Source organism: Paraburkholderia ultramafica (assembly GCF_902859915.1).
GTDB classification, from domain to species: domain Bacteria; phylum Pseudomonadota; class Gammaproteobacteria; order Burkholderiales; family Burkholderiaceae; genus Paraburkholderia; species Paraburkholderia ultramafica.
The window spans coordinates 129,172-153,549 of the sequence record NZ_CADIKK010000016.1 but is presented as its reverse complement, the minus strand read 5'-3'; the positions used below and the strand labels follow the sequence as shown (position 1 = coordinate 153,549).

At 60.1% G+C, this 24,378-nt stretch carries 21 protein-coding genes and 3 pseudogenes; 14 read left to right on the top strand and 10 right to left on the bottom strand.

Features of this window, described 5'->3' with window-relative positions:
* Positions 1 to 56: 56 nt before the first annotated feature.
* The gene (locus tag HV744_RS18520) at positions 57 to 686 is read right to left on the bottom strand and encodes a class I SAM-dependent methyltransferase (protein WP_175150896.1); all 630 of its coding nucleotides are present in this window, start codon (positions 684 to 686) and stop codon (positions 57 to 59) included.
* A 143-nt stretch (positions 687 to 829) separates the two neighbouring features.
* A pseudogene (locus HV744_RS18515) lies at positions 830 to 3,043 on the bottom strand (beta-glucosidase).
* A gap of 787 nt (positions 3,044 to 3,830) precedes the next feature.
* On the opposite strand from HV744_RS18515, the gene HV744_RS18510 reads away from it, so the two are divergent.
* Together HV744_RS18510 and HV744_RS18505 are read left to right on the top strand one after the other, a co-directional pair.
* Positions 3,831 to 5,174 (top strand): sensor histidine kinase, encoded by a 1,344-nt coding sequence (locus HV744_RS18510; protein ID WP_246279104.1) that lies wholly within the window; start codon positions 3,831 to 3,833, stop codon positions 5,172 to 5,174.
* Between the two features lie 2 nt (positions 5,175 to 5,176).
* Positions 5,177 to 6,178, top strand: a complete 1,002-nt coding sequence (locus tag HV744_RS18505) for a response regulator (protein WP_175150895.1) — start codon at positions 5,177 to 5,179, stop codon at positions 6,176 to 6,178.
* Positions 6,179 to 6,226: 48 nt separating this feature from the next.
* Here HV744_RS18505 and cqsA read toward each other — a convergent pair whose 3' ends face one another.
* Entirely contained in the window at positions 6,227 to 7,516 is a 1,290-nt protein-coding gene (gene cqsA / locus HV744_RS18500) for an alpha-hydroxyketone-type quorum-sensing autoinducer synthase (RefSeq protein WP_175150894.1), read from the bottom strand.
* 141 nt (positions 7,517 to 7,657) lie between these two features.
* Here cqsA and HV744_RS37415 point away from each other — a divergent pair, with 141 nt between their 5' ends.
* Both HV744_RS37415 and HV744_RS38500 read left to right on the top strand, forming a co-directional pair.
* Positions 7,658 to 8,125: a hypothetical protein gene (locus tag HV744_RS37415; RefSeq protein WP_246279103.1), complete on the top strand. Its 468-nt coding sequence runs from the start codon at positions 7,658 to 7,660 to the stop codon at positions 8,123 to 8,125.
* Positions 8,126 to 8,192: 67 nt separating this feature from the next.
* Positions 8,193 to 8,768, top strand: coding sequence for an aldehyde dehydrogenase family protein (locus tag HV744_RS38500; RefSeq protein WP_246279102.1), 576 nt, complete (start codon positions 8,193 to 8,195; stop codon positions 8,766 to 8,768).
* Here the strand turns inward: HV744_RS38500 and HV744_RS18480 are convergent.
* Together HV744_RS18480 and HV744_RS18475 are read right to left on the bottom strand one after the other, a co-directional pair.
* On the bottom strand, positions 8,692 to 9,129 hold the full coding sequence (locus tag HV744_RS18480) for a PRC-barrel domain-containing protein (protein ID WP_175150892.1): 438 nt from the start codon (positions 9,127 to 9,129) through the stop codon (positions 8,692 to 8,694). The genes HV744_RS38500 and HV744_RS18480 overlap by 77 nt on opposite strands.
* A 329-nt stretch (positions 9,130 to 9,458) precedes the next feature.
* Entirely contained in the window at positions 9,459 to 9,797 is a 339-nt protein-coding gene (locus HV744_RS18475) for a diguanylate cyclase domain-containing protein (RefSeq protein WP_246279101.1), read from the bottom strand.
* Between HV744_RS18475 and HV744_RS18470 the strand changes: the two genes are divergently transcribed.
* The 6 genes from HV744_RS18470 to HV744_RS18450 all read left to right on the top strand — a co-directional run bounded on the left by HV744_RS18470 (position 9,796) and on the right by HV744_RS18450 (position 14,793).
* Positions 9,796 to 10,053 (top strand): hypothetical protein, encoded by a 258-nt coding sequence (locus HV744_RS18470; protein WP_175150891.1) that lies wholly within the window; start codon positions 9,796 to 9,798, stop codon positions 10,051 to 10,053. The genes HV744_RS18475 and HV744_RS18470 overlap by 2 nt on opposite strands.
* A gap of 378 nt (positions 10,054 to 10,431) precedes the next feature.
* Positions 10,432 to 11,838: a class I SAM-dependent methyltransferase gene (locus HV744_RS18465; RefSeq protein WP_175150890.1), complete on the top strand. Its 1,407-nt coding sequence runs from the start codon at positions 10,432 to 10,434 to the stop codon at positions 11,836 to 11,838.
* A gap of 1 nt (position 11,839) precedes the next feature.
* Positions 11,840 to 13,177 (top strand): sensor histidine kinase, encoded by a 1,338-nt coding sequence (locus tag HV744_RS18460; RefSeq protein WP_175150889.1) that lies wholly within the window; start codon positions 11,840 to 11,842, stop codon positions 13,175 to 13,177.
* A 7-nt stretch (positions 13,178 to 13,184) separates the two neighbouring features.
* The gene (locus HV744_RS18455) at positions 13,185 to 13,589 is read left to right on the top strand and encodes a response regulator (RefSeq protein WP_425497760.1); all 405 of its coding nucleotides are present in this window, start codon (positions 13,185 to 13,187) and stop codon (positions 13,587 to 13,589) included.
* A complete protein-coding gene (locus HV744_RS38495; protein WP_425497759.1) occupies positions 13,586 to 13,777 on the top strand; it encodes an ATP-binding protein in 192 nt (63 codons plus the stop codon). The genes HV744_RS18455 and HV744_RS38495 overlap by 4 nt, the downstream gene beginning before the upstream one ends.
* Positions 13,774 to 14,793 carry a response regulator gene (locus HV744_RS18450; RefSeq protein WP_175150888.1) on the top strand — a complete coding sequence of 340 codons (1,020 nt, stop codon included), beginning with the start codon at positions 13,774 to 13,776 and terminating at the stop codon, positions 14,791 to 14,793. Before HV744_RS38495 ends, HV744_RS18450 begins: the two co-directional genes overlap by 4 nt.
* 628 nt (positions 14,794 to 15,421) lie before the next feature.
* Here the strand turns inward: HV744_RS18450 and HV744_RS18445 are convergent.
* The 4 genes and pseudogenes from HV744_RS18445 to HV744_RS18430 all read right to left on the bottom strand — a co-directional run.
* Positions 15,422 to 16,642 carry a hypothetical protein gene (locus HV744_RS18445; protein ID WP_175150887.1) on the bottom strand — a complete coding sequence of 407 codons (1,221 nt, stop codon included), beginning with the start codon at positions 16,640 to 16,642 and terminating at the stop codon, positions 15,422 to 15,424.
* A gap of 21 nt (positions 16,643 to 16,663) precedes the next feature.
* Positions 16,664 to 17,686, bottom strand: coding sequence for a COG1470 family protein (locus tag HV744_RS18440; protein ID WP_175150886.1), 1,023 nt, complete (start codon positions 17,684 to 17,686; stop codon positions 16,664 to 16,666).
* Between the two features lie 99 nt (positions 17,687 to 17,785).
* Positions 17,786 to 18,361 (bottom strand): TMEM165/GDT1 family protein, encoded by a 576-nt coding sequence (locus HV744_RS18435; RefSeq protein ID WP_175150885.1) that lies wholly within the window; start codon positions 18,359 to 18,361, stop codon positions 17,786 to 17,788.
* A gap of 836 nt (positions 18,362 to 19,197) precedes the next feature.
* Positions 19,198 to 19,482 (bottom strand): annotated as a pseudogene (locus HV744_RS18430) (IS3 family transposase); the annotation flags it as partial.
* 335 nt (positions 19,483 to 19,817) lie between these two features.
* Here HV744_RS18430 and HV744_RS38490 point away from each other — a divergent pair.
* A complete protein-coding gene (locus tag HV744_RS38490; protein ID WP_175150940.1) occupies positions 19,818 to 19,925 on the top strand; it encodes a hypothetical protein in 108 nt (35 codons plus the stop codon).
* 1,697 nt (positions 19,926 to 21,622) lie between these two features.
* Positions 21,623 to 22,396: pseudogene (locus HV744_RS18420) on the top strand (LysR substrate-binding domain-containing protein); the annotation flags it as partial.
* 69 nt (positions 22,397 to 22,465) lie between these two features.
* Here HV744_RS18420 and HV744_RS18415 read toward each other — a convergent pair.
* Positions 22,466 to 22,804, bottom strand: coding sequence for a DUF190 domain-containing protein (locus HV744_RS18415; RefSeq protein WP_175150884.1), 339 nt, complete (start codon positions 22,802 to 22,804; stop codon positions 22,466 to 22,468).
* Positions 22,805 to 23,333: 529 nt separating this feature from the next.
* On the opposite strand from HV744_RS18415, the gene HV744_RS18410 reads away from it, so the two are divergent.
* On the top strand, positions 23,334 to 24,182 hold the full coding sequence (locus tag HV744_RS18410) for a beta-ketoacyl-[acyl-carrier-protein] synthase family protein (RefSeq protein ID WP_246279100.1): 849 nt from the start codon (positions 23,334 to 23,336) through the stop codon (positions 24,180 to 24,182).
* Entirely contained in the window at positions 24,140 to 24,256 is a 117-nt protein-coding gene (locus tag HV744_RS37410) for a hypothetical protein (RefSeq protein ID WP_246279110.1), read from the top strand. The genes HV744_RS18410 and HV744_RS37410 overlap by 43 nt, the downstream gene beginning before the upstream one ends.
* Positions 24,257 to 24,378: the final 122 nt, after the last annotated feature.

The following is a 24,378-nucleotide window of genomic DNA, read 5'->3' as shown; positions in this document are numbered from 1 at the left end:
ACGGCACGGGAAGACTTCATTCGCGCAGCCATGTCGGTCGGAAATCGTGCCGGCAGTTATGTCTTTGCCACCAGCAGTTCTTCCGCATTGTTCGGCGGACGCAGTCCATCTGTCCTGCCCGTGAAGTAGCGCCGGGTAAGATCTGCCGCCGACACGTGCCGTGCTTCTTTAAAGCCGGCTTCGTGGGCCAGCGCCAGCATCTCCTGCGGCGTGAAGAAGCTCAGGAAAGGTGTCCCGCTTGCTCGCGCTCCCTTCTCCGCCATTTCAAGCCCGGGACGTACCCCGGGGTCCGCCATCTCCAGCGGGAGCAGAAACGTCATCGCGAACGTCGATCCTGGAGCGAAGGCCGCGACCTCACGCAACGCGGCCGCGTTCGCATCCGTGGTGAGATACATGCTGACGCCCGTGGAGACCACGACGGCCGGCTTGCCGTCATCGAAGCCGGCCTGCTCCACGACCAGGTCCTCGATGAAGCGGGCACGCGCCACGATCGACGCGCGAAACGGACGCGTGAACTGCGGGTCCATGTCCCCGCGAGCGCGCCAGCCCTCGTCCGGGGCCAGCAGTTGAAGGCCGATTTTGTCTTCCAGCACATGCGGCGGCGGATCGGCCTCGACATGCAGAGCGCGCCACAAGGCAACTCGCGCTGCTGTGCTGTCTGGCGCTACATCTCGCTTGTCGTTCATGACTTTCAATCCTGTTTCTGCGTCTTCGTCTTCGCTTGAAGCTGACTCGCCAGCACTGTGCCACGCCTCCTTGCTGGCAAGCAAGACAACGCACGCACCCGGACGCGAAACACCGCGCCCGGGCGCGCTACAAACTACAACGCCTAGCTCCCTTGCAGCCGGATGTCACGCGACGACGCGCCCACATACACCGTGCCGCCAGGCACATAGCGCCAGCCGTTGCGCGACGTGTCCCACACGCTCTGCATGCGCGGCGTGACCGTGATGCGCACGCGGCGTGTTTCGCCCGGGTTCATGCCGATCTTCTCCCAGCCGACCAGACGTCGCGGCGGCTCGCCGCTGTAGGGCACGCCAAGGTACACCTGCGGCACTTCCGCGCCCGCCACGCGGCCATCGTTGCGCACGGTGAACGACACGTCGAGCGCGCCGTCATGGCGATGGGCAACGGACAGCCCCGAGTAGGTGAAATGCGTGTACGACAGCCCGTATCCGAACTCGAACACCGGCGTGATGTTCTTCGCGTCATACCAGCGGTAGCCCATGTTCAGCTGTTCCGAGTAGACGGGATCCGGCACGAACGCGCCGCTCTGCCCCCACGTCGGCGAGTCCTGGTCGCGCATCGGGAAGGTGACCGGCAGCTTGCCGGAAGGATTGACCTTGCCGAACAGGAGGTTCGCGATCGCCTTGCCGCCGCCTTCGCCCGGATACCAGGCTTCGACGATTGCCGCCACGCTATCCTTCCACGGCATCAGCACCGGGTTGCCGCTTTCCACGACGACGATCGTGCGCGGATTGGCGCTCGCCACCGCGCTGACAAGCGCGTCCTAGTTCGACGGATTGGCGAGGCTCAAGCTTTGCAGATCACCGAAGTCTTCACCGGCCGGCTGCGCGACGACGACCACCGCGACGTCCGAGTGGCTCGCGAGCGCCGCCGCCTGTTCGATCTCCTGCTGCGTGTAAGTGCGGAACGGGTTCTGCTGATCGCTGTTGCCGGCAAAGCTCACCTGCGCCGACGGCGCGAGCGCGCGGATCGCTGCAACGATCGGCGTATCCAGCTTCAGCCACGGATTGGTCCACCAGCTGCACCCTGTCGACGTGCCGAACGTCAAGCCGCCACAACCCGCGAACGAGCCCGTGACCGGATCACGCGTATTGCCCGACCCGCCGCCCGTCAGCACGGCCGCATCGGCGTGGCCGCCGATCACCGCAATCCGGCTAAGCGACCCGGCGGAGAGCGGCAACTGATTGTTGTCGTTCTTGAGCAGCACCATCGACTGCTCGGCGACCGCCTGCACGAATGCGTTCGCGGCAGCAAAGTTGATGGTGCCGCCGCCCTTCGCAGGATCATCCATCACGCCGGTGCGAATCATCACGTACAGCTTGCGGCGCACCATGTCGTCGAGGCGCGCGGTCGAGACCGAGCCGTTCGCGATCGCCTGCTTGAGCGCCGCCGGCGTCAGATAGACGGTCGAGCCGACGTCCTCTTCCTCGTCGAGACCGGCGTTAATCGCGTTCGCCGTGCTGTGCGTCGCCCCCCAGTCGGACTGCACCTGTCCTTCGAAGCGCCAGTCGTTCTTCAGCACGTCGTTGAGCAGATGCGAGTTCTCGCAGGCATAGGCGCCGTTGAGCCGGTTGTAGCTGCACATCACGCTGCCGGGCTGCGCGCGCCTTGCGGCGATTTCAAACGGCAACAGATAGATCTCCCGCAGCGTGCGCTCGTCGATCTGGCTGTTGCCGCCGCCGCGGTTGTGTTCCTGCTCGTTGCCGGCGTAGTGCTTGATCGTCGCGATGACCTTCTGGCTCTGCGTGCCGTCGGTGCGCTCGGCGAGCATCTCGCCGGCAAGCACCGGATCTTCGCCGAGATACTCGAACAGCCGGCCGCCGCGCGGCTCGCGTGCGAGATTGGTGCCGCCGCCGAGTCCCATTCCGAAGCCCTGGGCACGCAGCTCTATCGCGACCTGCTTGCCGAAGTCGGAAGACAGCCGGCGATCCCAGCTGGCCGCAAGCGCGATCGTTGCGGGGAAGGTCGTGCTGGTCTGCGAGGTGCTGCCGGAGCCCGTCGCGGAATCGACCATGTTCAGATCAGGAATGCCGAGGCGCGGCACACCTTGAATGTAGCCCGCACCGCCGCCCGGCACGGCGGACATTGCGTATTCCGAATGAATGAATTGCAGCTTCTCGTCGAGCGTCATTTTGCCGACGAGAGAGTCGGCACGCCGGTGCGCGACCGCTGATTCGAACGCGTTCATCACCGCTGAAGTGGGCGCGAAATCGAGTGGAAAATTGGGCACATCGGCGCGGGCAGCGACGCACACCGTCGCCGCTAACGCGACGACCGGCCATAGTTTCATCTGCATGTCTGTGTCTCCGAAATCCTGCTTGGGTGGGGCGATGCGAAAGCGGAGCGCGTCGGATGGGTTCATTGCGGACGCGAGGGCCGGCGACGCAGGGTGACTGCGTAGACGTGTGCCTGCCAGCAGGGGATTCGGGCCAGCCGGATTGGCTGTTAGCGATCCTCCGTGTGAGGTAATGTAAGAATGTAGTCTGACTACAGCATCGGTATTTTTACTAATGCGACGCGCTTTTATGCTGAATAGCGTCTGCTAATTAAAAACTATTGGCCATTCAGAGCGATTAACGCATGAATTACAATTTATTCAGCACGACAACGACTGAATATCGTTGTAGTGCTGGAACCGGGAGTGCGAATTGCTGCCATTTTCCGACGGATATCGCAGCAATTTTTTATCAAATTTGTGTTTATGCAATATGCACGCGAATAAGCTATTTGTAATATCCGATGATCGGTGCGCAATCGGCGACTACGGCGAACTTGTGGATTTTTCCGATTCGCCCCATTCAATCCAATTCGCATAATTAACGCGCTCTTCGCCGGTCCTTTACTCCACCTCGCACAGGCATGACCCATCGTGACTCAATCCGGATTTCGTTCATTTGCCGTGACATTGACGGCGTGGTCGGTCAGAATTCGGATTCACACGGCAGTCATAGCCGTGACGTCATGCTTGAATCGCGCGGTACAACCGCATGGCCTACTGTTTCAGGCGGCGCATGCGAACGGGGAGCGATCGTTGGGAGAAGAGACGCTCTGGAACTTGCTGGTAAATTCCTGGCCCCATACAAATGAGTACAACCGGAATATCGCCTTGGGGCATTCGCAAGCTGGTGTCGATGCGCCCGTTTCTTGCTCAGGCATTCGTCCCTGCTGCACGCAACCTCCAATACATGCGCCGCAGGATGCGCCCGTTCGCAATCATTGCGATCGTCGGCTTCCCGCTCTATTTCTACGTCTGGCACGCACTGTTTCCCCAGCCTTACGAAAATCTGCCGCTGCGGCTCGTCGGCTCCGCGCTGTTTATCCCCATCCTGTTTTCCGATCGCTGGCCGGCGCGGACCAGGAAGTTCTTGCCGTACTACTGGTACGCGACGATCTTTTATTCGTTACCGTTCTTCTTCACCTTCATGCTATTGAAGAACAACGGCTCCAACGTATGGATCGAAAGCGCGCTGATTGCGGCCTTTGTCATGGTGCTGCTGCTCGATTGGTTCATGCTGCTGCTCAATTTCGTCATCGGCATTGGTGTGGCGTACCTTGCCTATTGGCTGACGACGGACCCTGTCGTGCTCCATACGACCTATGCCGCCCATCTGGCGATCTTCTCGTTCGCGATCGCAATCGGCATCGTGGCGAACTACGACATGGACCGGATCAGAATCGAACAGGAACGCGCGATGCTCGCCACCGCCAGCAGCGTCGCGCATGAGTTGCGCACCCCGCTGCTGGCGATTCGCGCCGGCGCCTCGGGTCTAGGCCGCTATCTTCCATCGCTGCTCGAAAGCTATTCGATTGCGCAGCAAAGCGACTTGCCGGTTCCGAAGATCCGCCTCGTGCATCTTCAGTCAATGGACGGCGTGCTCTCCCGTATCGAGCAGGAAGCCATTCATTCGAATGCGATCATCGACATGCTGCTCGCGAACGCGCGCTTCACGGGCGGTTACTCACATGGCGCGACCGGCTGCTCGATTGCGCAGTCGGTCAGGAGCGCGCTCGAACGTTATCCGTTTCGCGAGGGCGAGCGCGAACGGGTACTCACCGACCTTGCCACGGACTTCACCTTCCATGGGTCGGAAATGCTGATGGTCCATGTTCTGTTCAATCTCCTGAAAAACGCGTTGCGTGGGATGGCAAGCGTCGACAGCGCGCTGATCTCGATCCGGATCGTCACCGGGCCGCGGACCAACCAGCTCCTGTTCCGTGACACCGGCGCCGGTATCGCGCCCGATGTTCTTCCGCACATCTTTACCCGCTTCTATACGTCGTCGGCCGGTATCGACGACGCCTCGATCGGCACCGGCATCGGTCTCGCTTTCTGTCGCGACGTCATGCGCGGGGTGGGCGGCGCGATCGACTGCAAGTCTGTCGAAGGGATGTTTACCGAGTTTGTCTTGACCTTTCCGCGGCCCTAACGATGCAGACGATCAAACCATTCTATTTTCCGACCACGGTCACGTTCGTCGACGACAGCGCGGCCTTCCTGTCGAATCTGTGCCTTCAGCTCGATCCGCAGCTGGCGTTCCGCCTCTTCAGTTCACCGGGGGAAGCGCTCGATTTCGTGAACAGCCGCCCTCGGCCGGGATCGTCCGACGAACCGCTATTTGCGCCGTTTCGCGACCGCACCGACGAGGACGTCGCTCAGCAGGTCATCGCGCTGAGTGTCAACACGGTCCGCAAACAGGTTCACAACGCGCAGCGCTTCCTGGCGACGTCGGTCGTGGTCGTCGATTACGACATGCCCGGCATGAACGGTATCGAGTTCTGCCGCCGCATGACCGATCCTGCCGTGCGCAAGATCATGCTGACCGGCAAGGCGGACGAACACATCGCGGTGCAGAGCTTCAACGAAGGCATCATTCATCGCTTCATTCGCAAGCAGGATGCGTCGGCGGTCCCGGCGCTCAATCGCGCGGTGCGCGAACTGCAGAACGCCTATTTCGACGATGTGTGCCAGTCGATCCTCGATACCCTGGCGGTGTCGGAGTACGCGTTTCTGCGCGACGAGGCGCTGGCTGCGCGGGTGGCCGAACTCTCCGGCTCGCTGGGCATCGTCGAGCACTATCTGTCGTATTGCCCGGGCGGCCTGCTGATGCTCGACAGTGCAGGCAAGTCGTATCTGCTGATCGTCCACACGAACGAGACATTGCGGGGTCTGCGCGAAATAGCCGTCGAACAGGAAGCGCCGGCAGACTTTCTGAAGGAGTTGGACAGTCGGCGCAGCTTGCCGTACTTCTGGCAAACCGAAGGCCATTACCCGACCGATTGCACCGCATGGGAAGACTACATGCACCCGGCAACGCGGTTCAGCGGCCGGCAGGATTACGTCTGCGCGGTCATTGCGAACCCGCCGGGGCTGGACCTGAGCCAGGTCCTCAGCTACGACCGCTACCTCGAACGGCTCGACCGCGACATGTAAAAGACATGGAGTTCGCGAAGCCGAACTCCATGTCGGGTCAGGCGCCTATCAGGCTGTCACAGCCGTCTGTTCGTTCGTGCTCTCGCGTTTTCGTCTGCGGGACGACAATTCATCGCCGCGACGCCGGGTGGACGGCCACTTGTCGAGTTCGACCTCGCTGCGGATGTCGCGACAGACACTCGCGATCTTTTCGACCTCGCCATCGCTCAGCGCGGCGTGAATCGACAAGCGGATCAGCGCGCGGTTTCGCGCAGTCGCGGGCGCACAGAACACCGAGCCGAAAATGCCCCGCGACTCCAATGCGTCGCGTAACACGATCGTGCGCTGCTCCGTACCCGCTTCGAGCGCGATGATCTGACTCTCGCTGCCGTTCAGGTTATACCCGAGTTCCGTCAACCGCTGCCTCAACCAGGCGGCACTCGACGCAAGTCGCGTACGCCGCCGGTCAGCGGCTTCGATCACCGACAGTGTCGCGTCGAGTCCACTGATCTCATGCGGCAACAACGTGGAGCTGAAGATGGCGGGATTCGACTCGAACTTGAAGTACTCCTGGAAATCGACCGGGCAGGTGATGAAGCCGGCTCTGCCGGCGAACGCCTTCGCAAGACTGGCGGTACGAAACGCAACACGAGACTCCAGCCCGAGTTCGACGACGAGTCCGGCGCCGCGCGGACCGTGCGTGCCGAGCGAATGCGACTCGTCGACGACGAACACGCACCCGTGCCGTTCGCAGACGTCCGCTAGCGCAACGAGCCGGCATACGCTGCCGGTCGTGCTGTACACCGAGTCGACCAGCACGACGCCTTGCCCATAGCGCCCGATCTGCTGCTCGAGATGCGCGACGTCGTTATGCCGGAACGCGACCGGGACCGCGCCCGCACTGCGAATGCCTTCCCACAGCGACATGTGCGCCATCATGTCGACATAGACCGGCGTCTGCGCCGATGCGATCGACTGGATCAGCCCGGTATTCGCCGCATAGCCCGACTGGCACAGCACCCCCGCCTCGGCGTGCATGAACGTTGCAAGCCGGCTTTCGAATTGAAGCTGGGGGCAATCGCCGTGCAGAAAGATGCCCGACATCAACAACCCGTTGCCGTTCTCACGCAGCGTCCCGGCCATGCTGCCGATGATGTCCGGATGCCGGGCAATCGCGAGGTAGTCGTTGCTCGATAGATGCAGCGCATCGGGCCCGGCGATTCGGCCGCGCATGATATGCCCGCCGCCCCACGTTTCCTGCACACGCTCGCGGTAATACCGCTCGACGCGCGCTGTGACGAAAGCCGGCAACGCCGGCCGGTTATGCCGCTGTGTCGTCCGATCAAAAATGCTTTTCATTTTTTGGCTCCATATGGTTAGCTGCCGTAGCGGGCAGCGGGTCCATAGTGAGCCCGTCATTTATGACGTGTGTGGAAAGTCGGGCAAGTTATGCGTTATAGATAGCGACATGCTCTGACTCGGTTTTTTAGCAGCCGCTCGATGACGCAGCGCGCGCAATTGGGACCGGCGTCGACATGGATATCGAGCTGCCGACCGGTGCGGAAAATCAAGCTGATTCCTGGATTGCGCGTCGACGATGGTCTTGTTCTCGTCGAAAGTGGCGGCGCTTTGCTCCACGGCTGGTGGGGTCATGATCTCGATCCCGTTCGCCGCCAATGCCTGGACCACCGTAGTTCGGCGGCGTCGCGCATCCATCGGCGACTCCCGATGCGTGTCAGTCAACAGTTTGCAAATACCTCCATCGCCACATCAACAGATACAACCACTTCGGCGATCAGCCTCGACCTCTACGATCAACCCGATGCGCTGAGTCACGGCTTACTCGATGGAATGGGAGAAGCAGACGCGCAAGAGCTATTGAGGCTTTTGCGGAAGTTTGTGCATTTGAATAATGATCAGAGCCGAGCGCCGCTGCGCAGTTCCGGCGATGATGCGATCTCCGGGTAACGTCACAGCGTCATCATGACGAAGCGCATCAAGTTGTAGCGATTGACGAAGCGTCGTTGCGATTTCCGTGTTACCACGCAACGCAAGATGCCCTCCAACCTTCGCCGGATACCCGCGCGCCAGGCACGCCGCGACGGCTTATCGCGCGCAGCCTGCATGGGCCGCGCTGCCCTACGAAGAGCGCGCCGCCGTGCTGCGCCGGACGGCGCAACTAGCCGAAAGCCACTTCGATGAAATCGTCGGCTGGATCGTAAGGGAGAGCGGTTCGACCCGAGCCAAGGCGGCCTTCGAGACATCGGTCACCGTCAAGGCGCTTCACGAAGCGAGCGGTCTTCCGTCACGCTCGGCCGGCGACGTGCTGCCCTCGACGCCAGGGCGTTTGTCGCTGGCACGGCGGCGCCCGCTCGGCGTCATCGGCGTGATCTCGCCGTTCAACTTTCCGCTCTATCTCGCGGTGCGCGCGGTCGCGCCCGCCGTCGCACTGGGCGCCAGCTCAATGGTAATAGCGCATTGTGCCGCCTACTCGATGGCTTTCCCGGAAAGTCCAGCACTCACTGAACCATGGCCTAGTGATGCGGAAACTCCGAGCGCGGTGTCGGGGTCGCCTTCATCTTCGTATATTCAAATTCGGGCACAGCCTTGATAGCCGCCTTCGTGGCGCCCGCCAGCACCAGCTTGCCGTTTGTATAGTCCAGCTGCTCGATCGGGATGGCGACGTCGTGATGCGCTACACCCAGGAACTGGTTCGCGGCGACGATCGCATAGGAAACCGAATGGTCGGGTGCAATAATGATGTCGTGGATAACGCCGACCCTTTCGCCATTCTCGTTGTACACCGGCTTGTTAAGGACTGACTTCTTGGCGCTCCATCCAAGGATGAGATCCGTCGATTCCTCGACGCTAACCCCAAGAGGCTGCGTGCCCGCAACTTGCGCATATGAATGCGATGAGATCATCCCCAACGAGGCAGACATAATCACTAACGCGGCGATGTTTGATTTCATAACTCCCTCTCGAAATGTCGTTCGTCTAATAGATCCTTGAGGCAAAGCTTTTTTATTAAAGTCCACGAGAAAGCAAAAGTAAAGAGTTCAATCTTTGCATATGACGACAACATGTCCCAGTCGAAAAAATTCATGTATGCAATGTACCAGGCGATTCCGGCCATTTCCAAGGAGAAAAAAGATTGGCGTTCCTGGTAAAGAAGGCAACGAAACTCCGGAAAAATCTCCCTCTGCTTGTGCACGTCAGCGCCAATCTGGTGAACATGTGCACCGCTCGATGTGACATAAGGATTCGACGCCTTTCCGTATAGCGCCCTCTCAGTGAGCATTCAGATCGCCCGCCGGCACGCACCATTCGCAGTCTGCAAGAGAAAGCGGGAGAAGCTGAAGCGGCCGCGGCCCTCCGCCTTCGCGTGGTACATCGCGATGTCGGCCTGGCGCAGCAGCGTCAGCACGTCCCGGCCGTCCGCGGGATACATCGCAATACCGACGCTGGCGCTCGCATGGATCAACGCGCCACCCACGACGACCGGCGGCGCAGTCGCGGCGAGCAGACGCTCGACGATGCTCTTCGCCTGCCGCACGCCGCAATTCGGCAGAACCGCGACGAACTCATCGCCCGCGAGACGGCCGAGCAGATCGGAACGTTTCGAAGAGGCGCAGGCCATGAAATTCGGCCGCCTCGTACCTCAGCATTCCCGTGACGGCGCCGCTGATAAACGAAATGGTCCCATCGAGGCTGGCGACGATAATCGCGTTGTCGCTTCCGTTCACCACCATCGACAGTTGCTGCCATTCTTCTCGCTGCCGCTGCTGATCCGTCACGTCCCTGATGAACGCCGCGCGAAATCCGCGCCCTCAGCGGGGAAGCCCCCGCAGTCCTTTGGCGCCCGTTCGTCGAGTGCTTCCCGGCAGTTTCACTGACGAAAATCCGCGTGAGACGCCAGCATTCTTTTTTTATCAGTAGAATGCTGCAATCGCAAAGGTCCGTATTGTTCCGAAACCGGCTTCAGGCCCACCAGGCTAATGAGTCTCGTCAAAACCGTGATGCCATTAGCACACGTGCTGTCGCGAGGTGACGCGGATGAGTCAAATGCGAAACTTGTCTGGCCGATGCAGTTCGGGAGGAAGTGGTACGCCGACAGAAAGGACGCGTTGCTGTGGCGATAACTGAAATACCGATGGCGACGCTTCGTCACTGGACCGAGGAAACCATCGACGCTGAACTGGCCAACCGACCGGCCGGGGTATGGCACCAAATTTCAAACCAACTTCTCGTGGTACTTACCTGGCCGCAATACTGTGTATTCCAAAACGCAAATCGATCCGGTAGTGAGCTTCCGCAACTCGCAGGGCGAGCAGGTGCGGGGCACGATCATCAATCTCCAGCGAAAGTCCTTGGTGATGGAGGTCTATAACCCGTACTCGATTGTCCAGGTCAGTGAGGTGCTGAGCGACCTGTCGGTCAAGATGGGCGTGGAACACGCCTATTCGGGCAAGGCGGTCGTAATCAGCATGGTCAATACCGGCCTGACAGCCATCGTCTCGGTGACGCTGATCGCCGAATGGCGGGAACTGAGTGGCGGCGCGCTCGAAGCGCGCGCGGTGGGGGAAGAAGCCCGCCGGTTCGGGCAGGACTGGGCCGAGCGTTTCAAAATCCGCCGTGACTACCAGATCGCGGTCAACCAGATCCGGGCTTTTCTCTCAGACATGTCGCGCTGGGTCGAGCAGGCGGACCTGACCGACACCATGCCGAAGGAAGGCAAAAGCCTGCGCGAGGACTTCTTCCTCGAACTGGCATCGCCACTGATGGAAAGGACCAAGTTCTACTTCGACGAATTCGAAGGCGAGGCACGCCTGGTCGACGAAGAACTGGCGCCGGCACACCGTGCCTTTGCCCAGGCCGCGCTACATCCGCTGCTGCTGCGCTCGCCCTTCGTCTTCCGCACCTTCACGAAGCCGCTGGGCTATGCCGGCGACTACCAGATGGTCAACCAGATGCTCGACGATCCCCGCCAAGGCCCGAGCACGTATTTCCAGATCGTCAACGCGGCCTTTCTGCAGACGGCCGTGGCACGCGCGCACCGCAATCGCGTCGAGCTGCTGGTGGACTACCTGACCCGGCTGGCCAATGAAGCGCGCGCCGCGCGGCGGCCGTTCCGGGTGCTGAACGTGGGTTGCGGCCCCGCTCAGGAGATCCAGCGCTTCATGCATGAATACGACGAACCGGAGTGGCTGACGTTCGAACTGCTTGACTTCAGCCAGGAGACACTGGACTGGACGCGCGACCGCCTGGGGTCCATCGCACAGCAAACGGCCACGCGCATGACCATTAGCTACACGCACGATTCGGTCCACCACCTGCTCAAGCGCCGGATGGATGCGGACGCATCGGACGTCCGCGAGTTTGACGCGGTCTATTGCGCCGGCCTGTTCGACTACCTGTCGGACAAGGTCTGTGCCCGGCTGAACCAGCATTTCGCCAGCCGCACCCGACGAGGCGGCCGCCTGCTGGTAACCAATGTCCACGCCGACAACCCGGAGCGCTTCAGCATGGAGCACGTGCTGGAGTGGTACCTGATCTATCGCAACGAGGCACAGATGGCCGAAATCATGCCGGAGAACTGCGGCGAGCCGCGCCTGTACACGGACCCGACCGGGGTTAATGTGTTTGCCGAGGTGACGATCGGCCAGCAACAAGCAGCCTGAGATGACAACATCCGTGGCTGGGTTACATTCGAACTATCGTGAAGAGCTGCGCGACTACCGGTTGCTGTGCAGCAAGGCTGGCGGCCTGACTGTGATCGTGCTGGTGCTGATGGGCATGGCGATGGACTATGTCGTGTATCCGGCTGAGCAGAAGCGCTTTGCCATCGTTCGGCTGCTGACCAGCGCAGCCATCGGCTTGGCATTGCTCGCGCTTTACACGGAAACGGGCAAACGCCACGTGCAGGTCATCACCTTCTTCTGGCTGCTGCTGCCGCAGGCAATGATCTCCTGGATGATTTATGTCACGCAGGGCGAGGAGTCGCTGTTCTATGCCGGGCTTATGCTGACGATCTTTGCGGTCGGGATCCTGTTCCCCTCCGGCTACTGGCAGACGCTGGCATTCGGCCTGGCCACGGTCTGGCTCTACTACATCGCCTGCGTGGCACATCCGGGCGGCATACAGGACCCAAGCAAGTTTCAGTTCCAGCTAATCCTGATCTTCTTCTGCGCGTTGGCCAGCTCCATTTATACCTACTTCAACGAGAAGGGCCGTTTCCAGCTTTTCCGGCTAAAGGATGAGGTGGCGCACAAAAACGACCAGCTCGCCCGTACCAATGAAAGCCTGGCAAAGATCAAGGGCCAGTTGCTGCAGCAGGAGAAGATGGCTGCAATCGGTACGTTGTCCGCGGGGCTGCTCCACGAGGTCAACAACCCGGTGAACTTCTGCCTGATGGCCATCGAAATAGCCATGGAGGAATCGCAGGCCAAGGACAGCCCGTCGTTGCAGGAGTGCCTGATGGATGTCAAGCAGGGCATGCACCGCATCCAGCATATCGTGTCGGACCTGAAGACGTTTGCCTACCGCAAGCCCGGCGCGGCAGCAGACGGCGTGCCGTTCTTGTTCGAGAAGGCGCTTGACTCGTCGATGCGGCTGAGCGCACATGAGCTGCGCGGCGTGACGGTCACGCGCGAGCTGCCCGGCGACACCCTTGTGCTGGGCGACGAAGCCGCCATCATCGGCGTGCTCATCAACCTGTTCTCGAATGCCGCACTGGCCATGCACAAGGCCGGCACCGTATCGCCGCAGGTCCATGTCACGGCGCAATGGCACGACGACCGGCTGCACGTGAATGTGCGCGACAACGGCCCGGGGATCGCCGCGGAGAATCTGGCGCGGGTGTTCGAACCATTCTTCACTACCCGCGAAGTCGGCCAGGGCCTCGGCCTTGGCCTGTCCATCAGCTATGCGGTGGTGGAGCGGCACGGCGGCACACTGTTTGCAGAAAGCCAGTTGGGCAAGTGGACCGCGTTCAACTTCGACCTGCCGCGTGTGGAGTGATGTCGAGATGAGAGAGACCCAGCAAGCGCGGCAGACTGTCGTCTATGTCGATGATGAGGAGTTGGCCCGCAAGTACTTTGCGCGCTCGGCCGGCAGCGACTATGAGGTGCTGCTCGCCGGCTGCGCGGACGAGGCCATGTCGATCCTGCGCCGCGAAGGTGCACGGGTGGCGATCCTGGTGACCGACTTCCGCATGCCGGGCCGGCACGGCGACGACCTGCTGCGGCAAGTCTCTCAGGAGTATCCGCATATCGTGCGAATCCTGGTGACAGCCTACGCGGACAACAACGCGCTGCTGGAAGCGGTCAATTCCGGCAAGGTGTTTCGAATCCTGGAGAAGCCGCTAGGCATAGGCACGGTGCGCGAGGTGCTGGCATCAGCGACAACGGCCCCGGTGTTGCCCCCGAGGTGATACAGCGCTTGCTGGTCGACCCAGTTATCACGAACGCCGGCGTTAGCGGCTTCGGCATGATTTTCTACAACCGCGTCATGCAGTCCTCTGGCGAGAGTATCAGGATTGCATCCGCGTCCGGCGCCGGCACGACCGTGACGCTGGAATTCCAAAATTTCAAGGATCGAATGCACAGGAGTTACCAATGAGCAATACGATTGCTAACCAGACACCGCCCCCGGCGATTCTGTTCGTTGATGACGAAGCCACCGCGGTCAAATACTTCGAGCGCGCCATCGGCGCGATCGCGCCGGTGGTGACGGGCGCCTCCGTGGAGGACGGCAAGGCAATGCTGGATGCCCACGCCGCCAGCCTGGCCGTGCTGGTGTCCGACCAGCGCATGCCGGGCGAATATGGCAACGAACTTCTGCGCTATGCGCGCGAGCGCTATCCCCACATCGTCCGGATCCTGACGACGGCCTATTCGGAGCTAGACCAGACCGTCGAGGCCGTCAATCAAGGCCAGATACATCGCTATATCAAAAAGCCGTGGGACATCACCGCGCTGCGCATGGAGATGAAGCAGGCGCTGGAGCTGGCGGGACTGCGCAAGGAACGCGACCAACTGGTGCGCGAGAAGCTGGGCGTGCTGCAGACGCAGACCGTGGCCACCCGCATCGGCATCGTGCACACGCTGTGCGCCAGCCTGATCGGCCCGGGCCGCTTCCAGCCGGTCGAAACCTACCTTGCCGGTACCGAACTGGCTGGTACGCGCAATGCGGAGCCGGACTGGCAGCGTATGGACTACGCCGACCTGGTGCGTGCCGAGAGCGAATGCAGCGGCAGCTTCGGCCACGCGGTCAGCATGCGCCTGGTGGAGCTGCGTGCGCAGAATGCGGGGCGTAGCGCTGCCGATGCGGTGCAGGTCTTCGCTGAAGTCCTCGGCGCCACAGTACGCGGCGGTGGCGATGCGCTGATCTGGACTTCGCCGACCACGCTGAGCGAGTTCCTCACCCGGCCGGTGGGTCAGTCCGTATCGGCCGAGCATGCTGCCTGGCTGGCCTGCCTGCTGTGGGTGGAAGAAGCCGGCGGCGCCCTGCAGTTTGGGCGTGAAGGTGACACCATCGTCTGCCGCGCCGGCACACGCGCTGCCAGTTTTGCGGCCGACCGCCTGGCAGTCTGGATCGAGCGGTTCTCGGAGCCGGCGTTCGACCACGCGAAGTAGATGATCCGCGCTCAAAAAGGGCGCAACGGGCGGTGATCGGCTCGTAAGACCATAGGACGAGTGAGCGCTGTACTTGGGGAAAGGAAAAGACGTCGGGCCAGCCGAGTGTTGAACGGTCGAGAGGGGTCGTCTATGGAAGTTTAGCGTTCGGCCGGGATGGGTGCGGCTCAGACCGTCCATGGACTTCCGGGTTACCGGCCATCAACGGTCATCCGTCCCCACTCCGATGCTGACGTTCGAACGTCGGCTACGCCCAAGTACCGGACGTTGAGGTGCAGACTCCATCCAACAAGTCGTCGGCCAATATAGCTGCCGCTCGTCGATAGCCACTGACGTGACAGCTTACGCACTACGAACCCGACAGGTGACGGCAAATTTCAAAGGCTGTGCGACGTCGGATTTGCACATCGCCTGCCCATCGCGGTTGGGGGGCTCGGTGGGTAGTTCAGCGCTGCGACATGCAATCGCTTGCTGATCTCGTTACCTATGGAGACCGGCACTTCGTGCTCGACGGTTCGGCCCGAAGCCGCCGCCGAGTACCGGTTCGCTCCGCCACCGGAGGGAACGGAGGCACCGCCTGAGCTGGAGCGCAGGGGATACGGCGCGTCTGGGCGAGTGAACGCAGCTTCTATCGTGGGCCCGGATCCGGATCGACCCCAGGTTCCGGCCGGCAACCGTCGATCAAAGGGTGGACAGCCCACTGGTTTTCCGGACGTGCCTGCGCGGCGACCGTGAGCGGGTCCGACGTGGTACCCACGTGGTCGCACCAGAATGCGACCCAATCGGTCCAGTCTCGCGGTTTGGGCGGTCCGTCCAGCTTGATCGGCGTGCGAACGGGCAGTTTGGTGGCGTCCCAGGTCCAGCGGTGGATTGCCACCATGTAGCTCGCAATTGCATCGTCCCAGTCGATCACGTCCGCACGCTCGAAGCGAGCGGTGGCGATGCGATAGCACTCCTTCACGGGATGGATTTCGTTCCAGCCTTCGTGGAAGGTGTCGAAAACCCATGTGCCCTTCACGAACAGGATGTCGCTACCGCTATGCATCTCGCTGGATGTCTTGCCGGTCACCGGATCGTAGACCGTTGGTTGGGCTTTGTCGTTCATAGCTCCGATCACGCCGACGATCGCGATGATCGCCGCAACGACACTCAGCACCGCGCACACGACCCAACCGACAACGGGTATTGCGCAGAAGACCGCCGCTGCCGTCGCAAACGCGAGCGCAGCCTCAGCCGCGTGGAGCAGATCCATCACCCCGGCTCCTTCGAACTCGCAATGCAGGTAGGGCTGGAAGGTATATTTGACCGACCAGCCGCCGAGCGTCGAGAAATAGCCCTGGAAGTCATATTTCTTGGTGCCGAAAATGGTTTTTTCATCGCCGGTGGTAGCGGTCTCCTTGATCAGGACGCCCTGCAATCCGTCATCGGCGATTTGCCTATGCAGCGCCTCCTTGAACTTCTTTTCCTCCTCCTTGGGGTCCGGTGGGAACGGCGGCGGGCCCGGGGGCGGGTAATCCGGCGGCAGTTCCTGGTACTGGTGTGGGGCGAGCACGAGATTGAAGCTGAAATCGGTGTCGAACGCCTCCAGACCGGACTTGCCGCTGGACGGCTCGACCGCACCCAGGAACCCAATGGCACAGCGATCGCCGCCGAGGCAAAGCAGACGGTCGTAGAGCCACCAATTGCAGAACCCGATCACGATTAGCAGCAGGGGGATTGCGGTGTATGGCGAGAGGCCTCCGCCGAACACCAGTATCGCGATGGCGGCGAGCACAGCCGCCACCGTCGGCACGCCAGGGTAGACCTTGTCCTTCACGTCGACGCATTTGGTGAACTGGGTAAAGGCCACGACCGCCTCCTTCCGCATAGGTTACGGCACCTCGACATACAGCGTCACACCGCCGGCGAGGCCCTGGCCGTCGAATGCATGGACGTTGACAGGCAGGCGGCCCGTAAAGCCAGGCGGCGGCGTGATCTCGACAGCGATGGTCATCTCGTCGCCCGGTGCGAGGCTCGGTTCCGGGGGCTGGATGTCCACCGTCCACCCCGCCGGCAGAGGATAGTTTTTTCGGTCGTGGACCGGAGGCACGGTCGGGCGCGTCGCATCCATGAGTGGCAGGTTCTTCGGTGGCTGCAGAGGTTGCTGCCGACCCGGATCGCAACTCGCCACCGGCGGTATTGCGTAGATATCGACCTCGAACCGAAAGCGCTGATCCCGGCTGCTCTGATTGCCGAGTTGGAAGGTGACGTTGGCCGGCGACGCTGCCTTGCCCACGAGAACATTCTCCTGGCCGAGATTGTTGTTGTAGTTGGTGTCGTCAGTAGGTGCCAGGAACGCGAGGAGACAGTAGTGCCCAGGCGTCGAAGGAGTCTTCCAGGCAATGCTAGCGAACGCCGGGTGATCGGGTCCGCCCTTCACACCCAGACGCGGCACCGACGTGGCACCGATCGGATTGATCTTCACCCCGATCCCGAAGCTCAGATATGAGAAGATGACCGGGAGGGCGACCACGACGGCGTCAGGAGCCCCGTTCCAGATGCGGGCGACGATCTCGTAGTCAGTGGCCGGTTCTATTGCCCAAGACGGCACTACGGCGCCGCCCTTGCGCAACTCGATGTCGGGATTGTCCCATGTCACGGCGTAGCCACGCGCCATCAAATCGTATTGAGAGTAGATGAGCGGGTCGGGATGCTTGAAGGCTGGCTCATTGATCGGAACGCACCGGGAATCGGTGGCCCTGCGGGCCCGATCGGGCAACCGCCTGCGCGTCCACCACCGGGTGAAAATGTTGTGGAGGTTTTGCCATATGCCCCGTAGCGCCGTGGTCCATCCGAAGATGAGGATGTGGACGAAGCCCGTTAGCAGGTGCAAGAGGATTCTGAAGAATTTCATCGGAACAGCCTGCCTCATCTTTGACCGACGTAAGATACGTCGCGGATATAGCCCCGATCATCTGGCGAGCAGTTCGGGTTTGCGACCCTCCGCAGCGCTCTAGTCGACCCTGAATGCGGCCATGACAGCCAAAACAAGCATCGTCGCCGTTCCGCCGTAACGCATCAGCGTCTGTGGCAATCTGTGCCGAAGACCCGTCCCGACTCCGGCCGCGAACAACGTCTTGGTAATCATCGCAAGCATGGCAGCCAGCCATACAACGAGGAAGGACCGATATGTGGCTGCAAGGCCAGCCGCCGCGAGCTGCCCCGCATCCCCCCACTCTGCGAAGAAGACTGCGGAAAATGAGACGACGGCACTGCGCAAAAAAGAAGGCACGGTTGTCGGCACAACGATGGGCTCCTCGCTTGGTAACTTCTCCTTCCACAGTATTATCGCCGTCGAAATAAAGGTTAGCGCGCTAAGAGTCGCGATTATCCAACCGGCCAACCGCAATATGAGATAACCAAACCAGACAGCAACTAACATCTTCAGTGCGAACGCGGTCACCACTCCAATTAAGATTGGACTAGCTCGGTATCGGGTCGCAAGTATCCCTGTAGTGAATAGCAGCTTGTCTCCGACAAGCTCTGCCAGCAGGACAACCAGGTAGCTAGTAAAAAAAACTTGAATCACTGTCCAGTCCTCAACGGCCGGTATGTTCCAAGAAATACCCACTCAACGACCGGGCGCACATATTGCCAAGGAATGCTGCTTCGTGCGTCGCAGCCGTATACCTCTCCTTTGTCCGCGCCGATAGAAAGTTGACCCGCGGATTGGCGTGAACCGCTGAACGGAAGTCATTACAGCCTTTGGATTCCATCCAGCCTTTCTTCACGCTGGACCGGTGTACCGACGACGAACTGGCGATCTGCTTTCCACGCTTTCGGCTCGGCCTTTCGATAGTGCGTGGCGTACCGACTGGCATTTGGCTTTGATACGAGAGGTGGGTCCACCCGCGCGTGCTTGACGACAACGTTGAAAGCCTGAACAAAGACTAGTCCAAGTCTTAGTGAAAGTTAGTTCGGACGAGCCGGGTATGTGCGATTCCGCACATATGAATGCTTTTCGAAAAACGCCCGCCTGCGACTGATCCATACGGCATTTTGGGCGCAATTTCGGAGTTAAAGTCGGCCGGTGTGAAAGATCGAACGACCGTTGCAGTTTTGAAAGCAGCCGTCGAGACGGCGTAGCGGCGACCGGCAGAAGTGGGTCGACTGCTGCCCGACGTGGACGCATTAACGGCGCAGCGTTCCATCGACTCATCGTCGGACCGGGGTCGGGCCAATTGCTGCCGCTCGCAGAGTCCGCAAAGCCGCCATTCGAACGGCTGGTCACCGAAACCTGCCTGATGCCCAAGGCGAGCATCTCGGCCATTGCGGCCGTTGACCCGTCAAACCGACACCGGCCGCTATAGGTTGCTCGTCCGACATCGGTCCGGCAATTTCAATCGAACGGCAACTTCGAACGCGAAAAATGCTCGCCAGCTTCAGGATCTCATGGGCACGGCGCAGTTCCTTGACCTCGCGGTAGAGTGCCTTGAGGCGTTCGTGTTCTGACGTGGTCACGCCCTCGCGCTCGCCGCTATCGACTTCATCTCGCTTGCCCCCAGTAATGTCTGGCTCGTGCAGGCGATCTGGGGGGCGATGGATGGATTCGATCGCCGCCCACTGTGACGGATACTCGTCGCGATGCTCTCGTAACATGCGGACTGCACGTTCCCGGACTTCAGCAGAAAACTTGCTCGACTTCTTCACGGCCGGGCGAAGACCACAGGAGAGCGCTATTCCAACATTCTGCTCACACAACGCAACAATGCTACGGAAAGCGCGCAGTAATGTAGCTTGCTTGTTTCTGTTGTTTCGCCTATAAAGTAGCAAAAAATACGAGTTCAGGTGATGTCAAAGGTCGGTCCTGAATCTTCGTCCGGTATCGTATTTCGTTGCTCTCCTCATTTTCGGGATTGTCCTTCTAACAATCCCAGCGTTTCAAAAACGGCTTCACCTTGACAGCATAGAACTTTTCTTTGATTGTCGCTAACCGACGAACTGCCGGACGAAGTCGGGCGATATAACGATTTTGACTCTGCTCCATTTACTGGCATCCCGATGTCGGAGCCCTCGAAGTACATGGAGCCATTCGAGAGTGTTGGTTGGCGAATGGTGGTTTCGCGCGAGCTCGGCTTTCCGACCTCAGATGACAGTGACGCGGCACGTTGCAAATTTTCAGATTTCAGCATCCTAGTGCCAAATCCACCTTCGCCCGAAGGCGCAAACGCGTCGTGATCGCGATGAAATACGGCATAGGGACCATGGCCGCAGTTGCAATTGGCTGCGTTACCGACTGTGTGGGCGAGAAGTTGATTTACGGTTGACCACGGGCAATAGTACGGTTACGGAAGTTTCCCAGAAAGGTGAAAAAAATGCGAGTGCGAGTTACCGCTGCCTTGATTGCTGCCTTGTTAGTTGGGTTGTTTCTTTCGACCTCTTCTTTATCACGCGTACTTGAAACGATGACAGACAGGTGTAGCGGTGATGTCTTCATTTCCACATCTTACGTTGACGTGTTCGATCCACGAACCGCAAGCGGGATCCTGCTACAGCGTGGTAGCCGGGACAGCGAAAACTGGACTGGCCGGGTGCAGATCAATGGCCACACACACATAAGGTGGTTTTGTCGATCGACAGTGGGGAACTGGGCAGACCCGGGCACTTGGCGAATTAGCAACGGCAGTGTATATGCCTCAGTCTGCGGCAGTTTTGACGAGACAACTGGTGATGTCCAAGGTCAGCCGTGCTCAGCAAACGTATCAGGAACCATCGTATCGTCGGCGGTTGGCGGATGGACGCCTGAACGTTCTCGTTGTGCTTCATCCAAGACGCGCTGGATCGATGCGAAGCTTGGCCCAAACAGGTTACTTCAAATTCGATGCTGGGACCGCTGACTGCCCTCGAGCGATCGTTTAACCGCATAGTGCGAATTCTCAGTTCGTGCGCCCGGTTCCTTCATCGCCAAACGCCGTTGTCGACGATGAGGTCGCACCCGTGGTATCAACGACTGCTTTGACATTGACATTGTCTGCGTTCACACGAGCTATCCTGCCTTAGCGACAGGCTCTACTTGAGGTTGTTGGGTGGCAGGACAGCCGACGGATCGAGATCTCTATAGCGTTTACCGACGGGTGGACCAATGTCTGGAAGCAGACCTACCGTTCACGGAACGATCGATGTGAAACTGTGCGGAGTACAGGTCGCCGTCGCGTTCATCTTGCTTCAATTACTCTCAGCGCACGCCAGCTGTAGTGATCGACCGGGAACGCCGAACCAGGAACAGGCTGTGGTCATTTCCGACACTGAGATCTACTATTCGTGGCGGGTCGCTACACGTGAAACGCCAATCTACTATGACATCTATGTGCGAGGTCCCGACGATCGGGACGTGGGCAAGAACCGAACCGGAGACGGTCCGTATCGGAAAAGATTTGGCCAGCGTGATGGTGTCGTCATCAGCGGTCTGAATAGGAATACACAATACTGCTTTGCCATCCGAGCGCGCACCGAGGGCGGAACGCAGGGATGCGTCTCAAAGAAGCAGTCCGGTGGGATATGCGTTACGACGATGGCCGAGAAGCCTCGAGCGCCTTTTGTTCCGTGCCCAAGTTCGCCGTCGTGTCCCCTCCCGACAGATTTCCCCTACAACTGCCCGCACCCGCCGTGTGCTCCGACTCAGTCGCCGCCTAAGACAAGTGGTGGCGCCAAATGCTGTGTCTTGCCCGGTAATCCGCCACTTTATGGCTGTGGTGCTCAATGCCCCTGAGGACGCGGGGAGTTGATCTGCTTGCTGGCGCGGGAGTGGACTTCCTGAAGCTCGCGAGGATAGTAGATAGCTAACCTTCCGGAGGCGCGGCTCGATGTGCGTCTGTTCAACCGCACGACCCGCTCGGTCGCGCTGACCGAAGCGGGCGAACAGCTGCTGCGTCGCGTCGGGCCCGCGATCGCCGATCTCGAAGACGCGGTCAATGAAGTCGCGTCCGCGCGCGACCGGCCGTCGGGCTCGATCCGCATCAGCTCGTCAGAGAATGCGGCGCGGCCGCTGATTCGCCACGTACTGCCCGATTTTCTCGCCACCTATCCTGACATCGACATCGAGTTCGTCGTCGACACGCGTCTGGTCAATATCGTCGCCGACGGTTTCGACGCCGGCATTCGCGTGTTCGACGACGTGCCGCGCGATATGATCGCGATCCGCTTCGGACCCGACATGCGGTTCGCGGCCGTCGCGTCTCCTGCGTATCTCGCGCGACACGTGCCGCCGCAAGCGCCGCACGATCTCGCGCAGCATCGCTGCATCCGGTTTCGCTTCGCGAGCGGCGCGCTCTATCGATGGGATCTCGAACATCGCGGCAAGAGCGCCAGCATCGATGTCGACGGACCGATGACGCTCGGAAATACCAACCTGATGGTCGAGTCGGCGCTCGCCGGCATCGGCATAGCATGGGTTCCGGAAGATCTCGCCGCCGACCATCTGGCGGCTGGCCGCCTGATTCGATTGCTGCCCGAGTGGAGTCAACCTTTTCCCGGCCTGTGCCTCTACTATCCAGCCAATCGACATCCGCCGACCGCATTACGGCTCTTTTCCTGGGCGGTAAGGGATTGGGCAAATAGTCGCTAACGGACGGCGCGGCAACACTGGCTTTCACTGGCTTCGCGGGCTTTGCTCACGAAACGGAGAAGTCAGACGCTAGGACTTTTCAGTGCTCCCGTTGTCATTCCCGACGACCCCGAATTCAACAGCTGTCTTGACGTAGAACAGATGCACATTCTCGGCGCGCAGCCGGTCGAACAACCGGTCGGCTTCTTCGCTCGTCATCGCCATCACGACGGATAAGGGTTGATCCGCCAATTCAAAAAAGTGTGCGGAATGAACGCGGTGATGGTGGCCAATTCCTTCGGAGGCCGGTATCACCGTAGCACCGCGCAGACCAAGTTCACCCGCAAGACGGACGAGCCAATCGGCCAGCGGCTTGCCATGATGACGGCGATCCTGTTGGGTGAAGAAGGTGACCTGGTAGCCGTTCATGCTGGTGTCTCCTCAATGCGGTTCGGGCCACTGCCAGCAAGCGCTGCCTGCCGGCGTCAGCGCCAGCGTTCCTATGAGATGGACATGTGAGTGCCGTGGTTATTGCAGCAATACCGCCGCCGAACCTCACAACTTCATCAGGGTGTGGAATAAGTGTAGATGTCAGGCTGAACTAGCGCCAGCCCGCGGCGGCTCGTGATGCTGTCCGCCGATTGCAGCCGCGGGCGGCGGGCGGGTTGGACTCGACACTCGAACCTGCATTGGCAATATCTCAGGCGGGACAATATTCATGATTTTCGGTGGACGCGTTAATGTACGAGCGCCGCAAGGCCGGGTACCTGAAGTCGCGGGTACTCGCGTACCACACGCACGAAACGTACTTTTACCCACCGAATTATTTTTTTCATGGATTTTTTATGCTCATCAAGAATGTAGCAGTCAGCCTGCCGTCCAGGGTCGTTACGAACGATGAAGTTGTCGATATGATTCGTTCCATTCGACCGACTACGAGGGCGACATCGACCGGGGGATGCGCACCATCAAGACACAGCTCGACAGGAGCGGGCTGGTCAACCGACGCTGGTGTGAAAGCCACGAGGCACCGATCGATCACGTTGCGATGGCCACGCGCAAGGCGCTAGCGGAAACGTATCTGCGGCCGGAACATATCGAGCTGTTCATTTATGTCGGCATCGGCAGAGGACTCCTTGAGCCAGGCAACAGCCACATGATGGCGAGCGCACTCGGATTCATCAATGCCGAGTGCTTCGACGTGGTCGACGCCTGCATGAGCTGGACCCGAGCCATGTCAATTATCGACAGTCTCTTCAAGTCCGGTCAGTACAGAAACGCTATGATTGTGAATGCCGAGTTCAATATGCTGGCAGGTGGCCCACTGTATCCCGGGAATTTTGCGTTGAAGAACAAAGCCCAGATCGAATATACATTGCCGTCGTTCACGATAGGTGAGGCCGCAACCGCTACCCTGCTCGTCGCGAAGGAACCGGAAAACTTCAGCTTTGCTTTTCGCGCGAAGCCGGAAATATCGGACCTGTGCACCATCCCGATTCCGGGCTACGAAGGGTATTGCCACCCATCCGAGCGGGTCGGGAAAAATGGCGACATGCGTTTCACATCATTTGGCCATGAACTTCACAAGAATTCGGACGAGCTGTCCGAGGTGCTGACCAAGCTGCCTGTTCCAAAGCAAGACATCGACATTGTCTTTACCCACGCCTTCTCGAAGCAGCGTGGCACGGCTACGGGGCGAAGGTGGGGATCGAGGACAAGATGTATCACATCTATCCGGAGACCGGCAATCTCGTTTCGGCCTCGATCCCGGCTGCCATTTCATTGGCAAAGGACAGCGGGCGGCTGAAGCGGGGAGACAGGGTGTTATGCTGGGTCGGCAGCGCCGGCATGTCATTCAACGTTAGCAGCTTCAAATTCTGAGGCTGAATTAAAAAAGATAAAAGAGCAACATGAGAGCCATTTCAGGGGGCATCCGCTATCTCAACCGGGTGGTGTCTGACTCTGCCAAGGTATCGGACTACAGTGTGTTTGCTGTTGGCGTG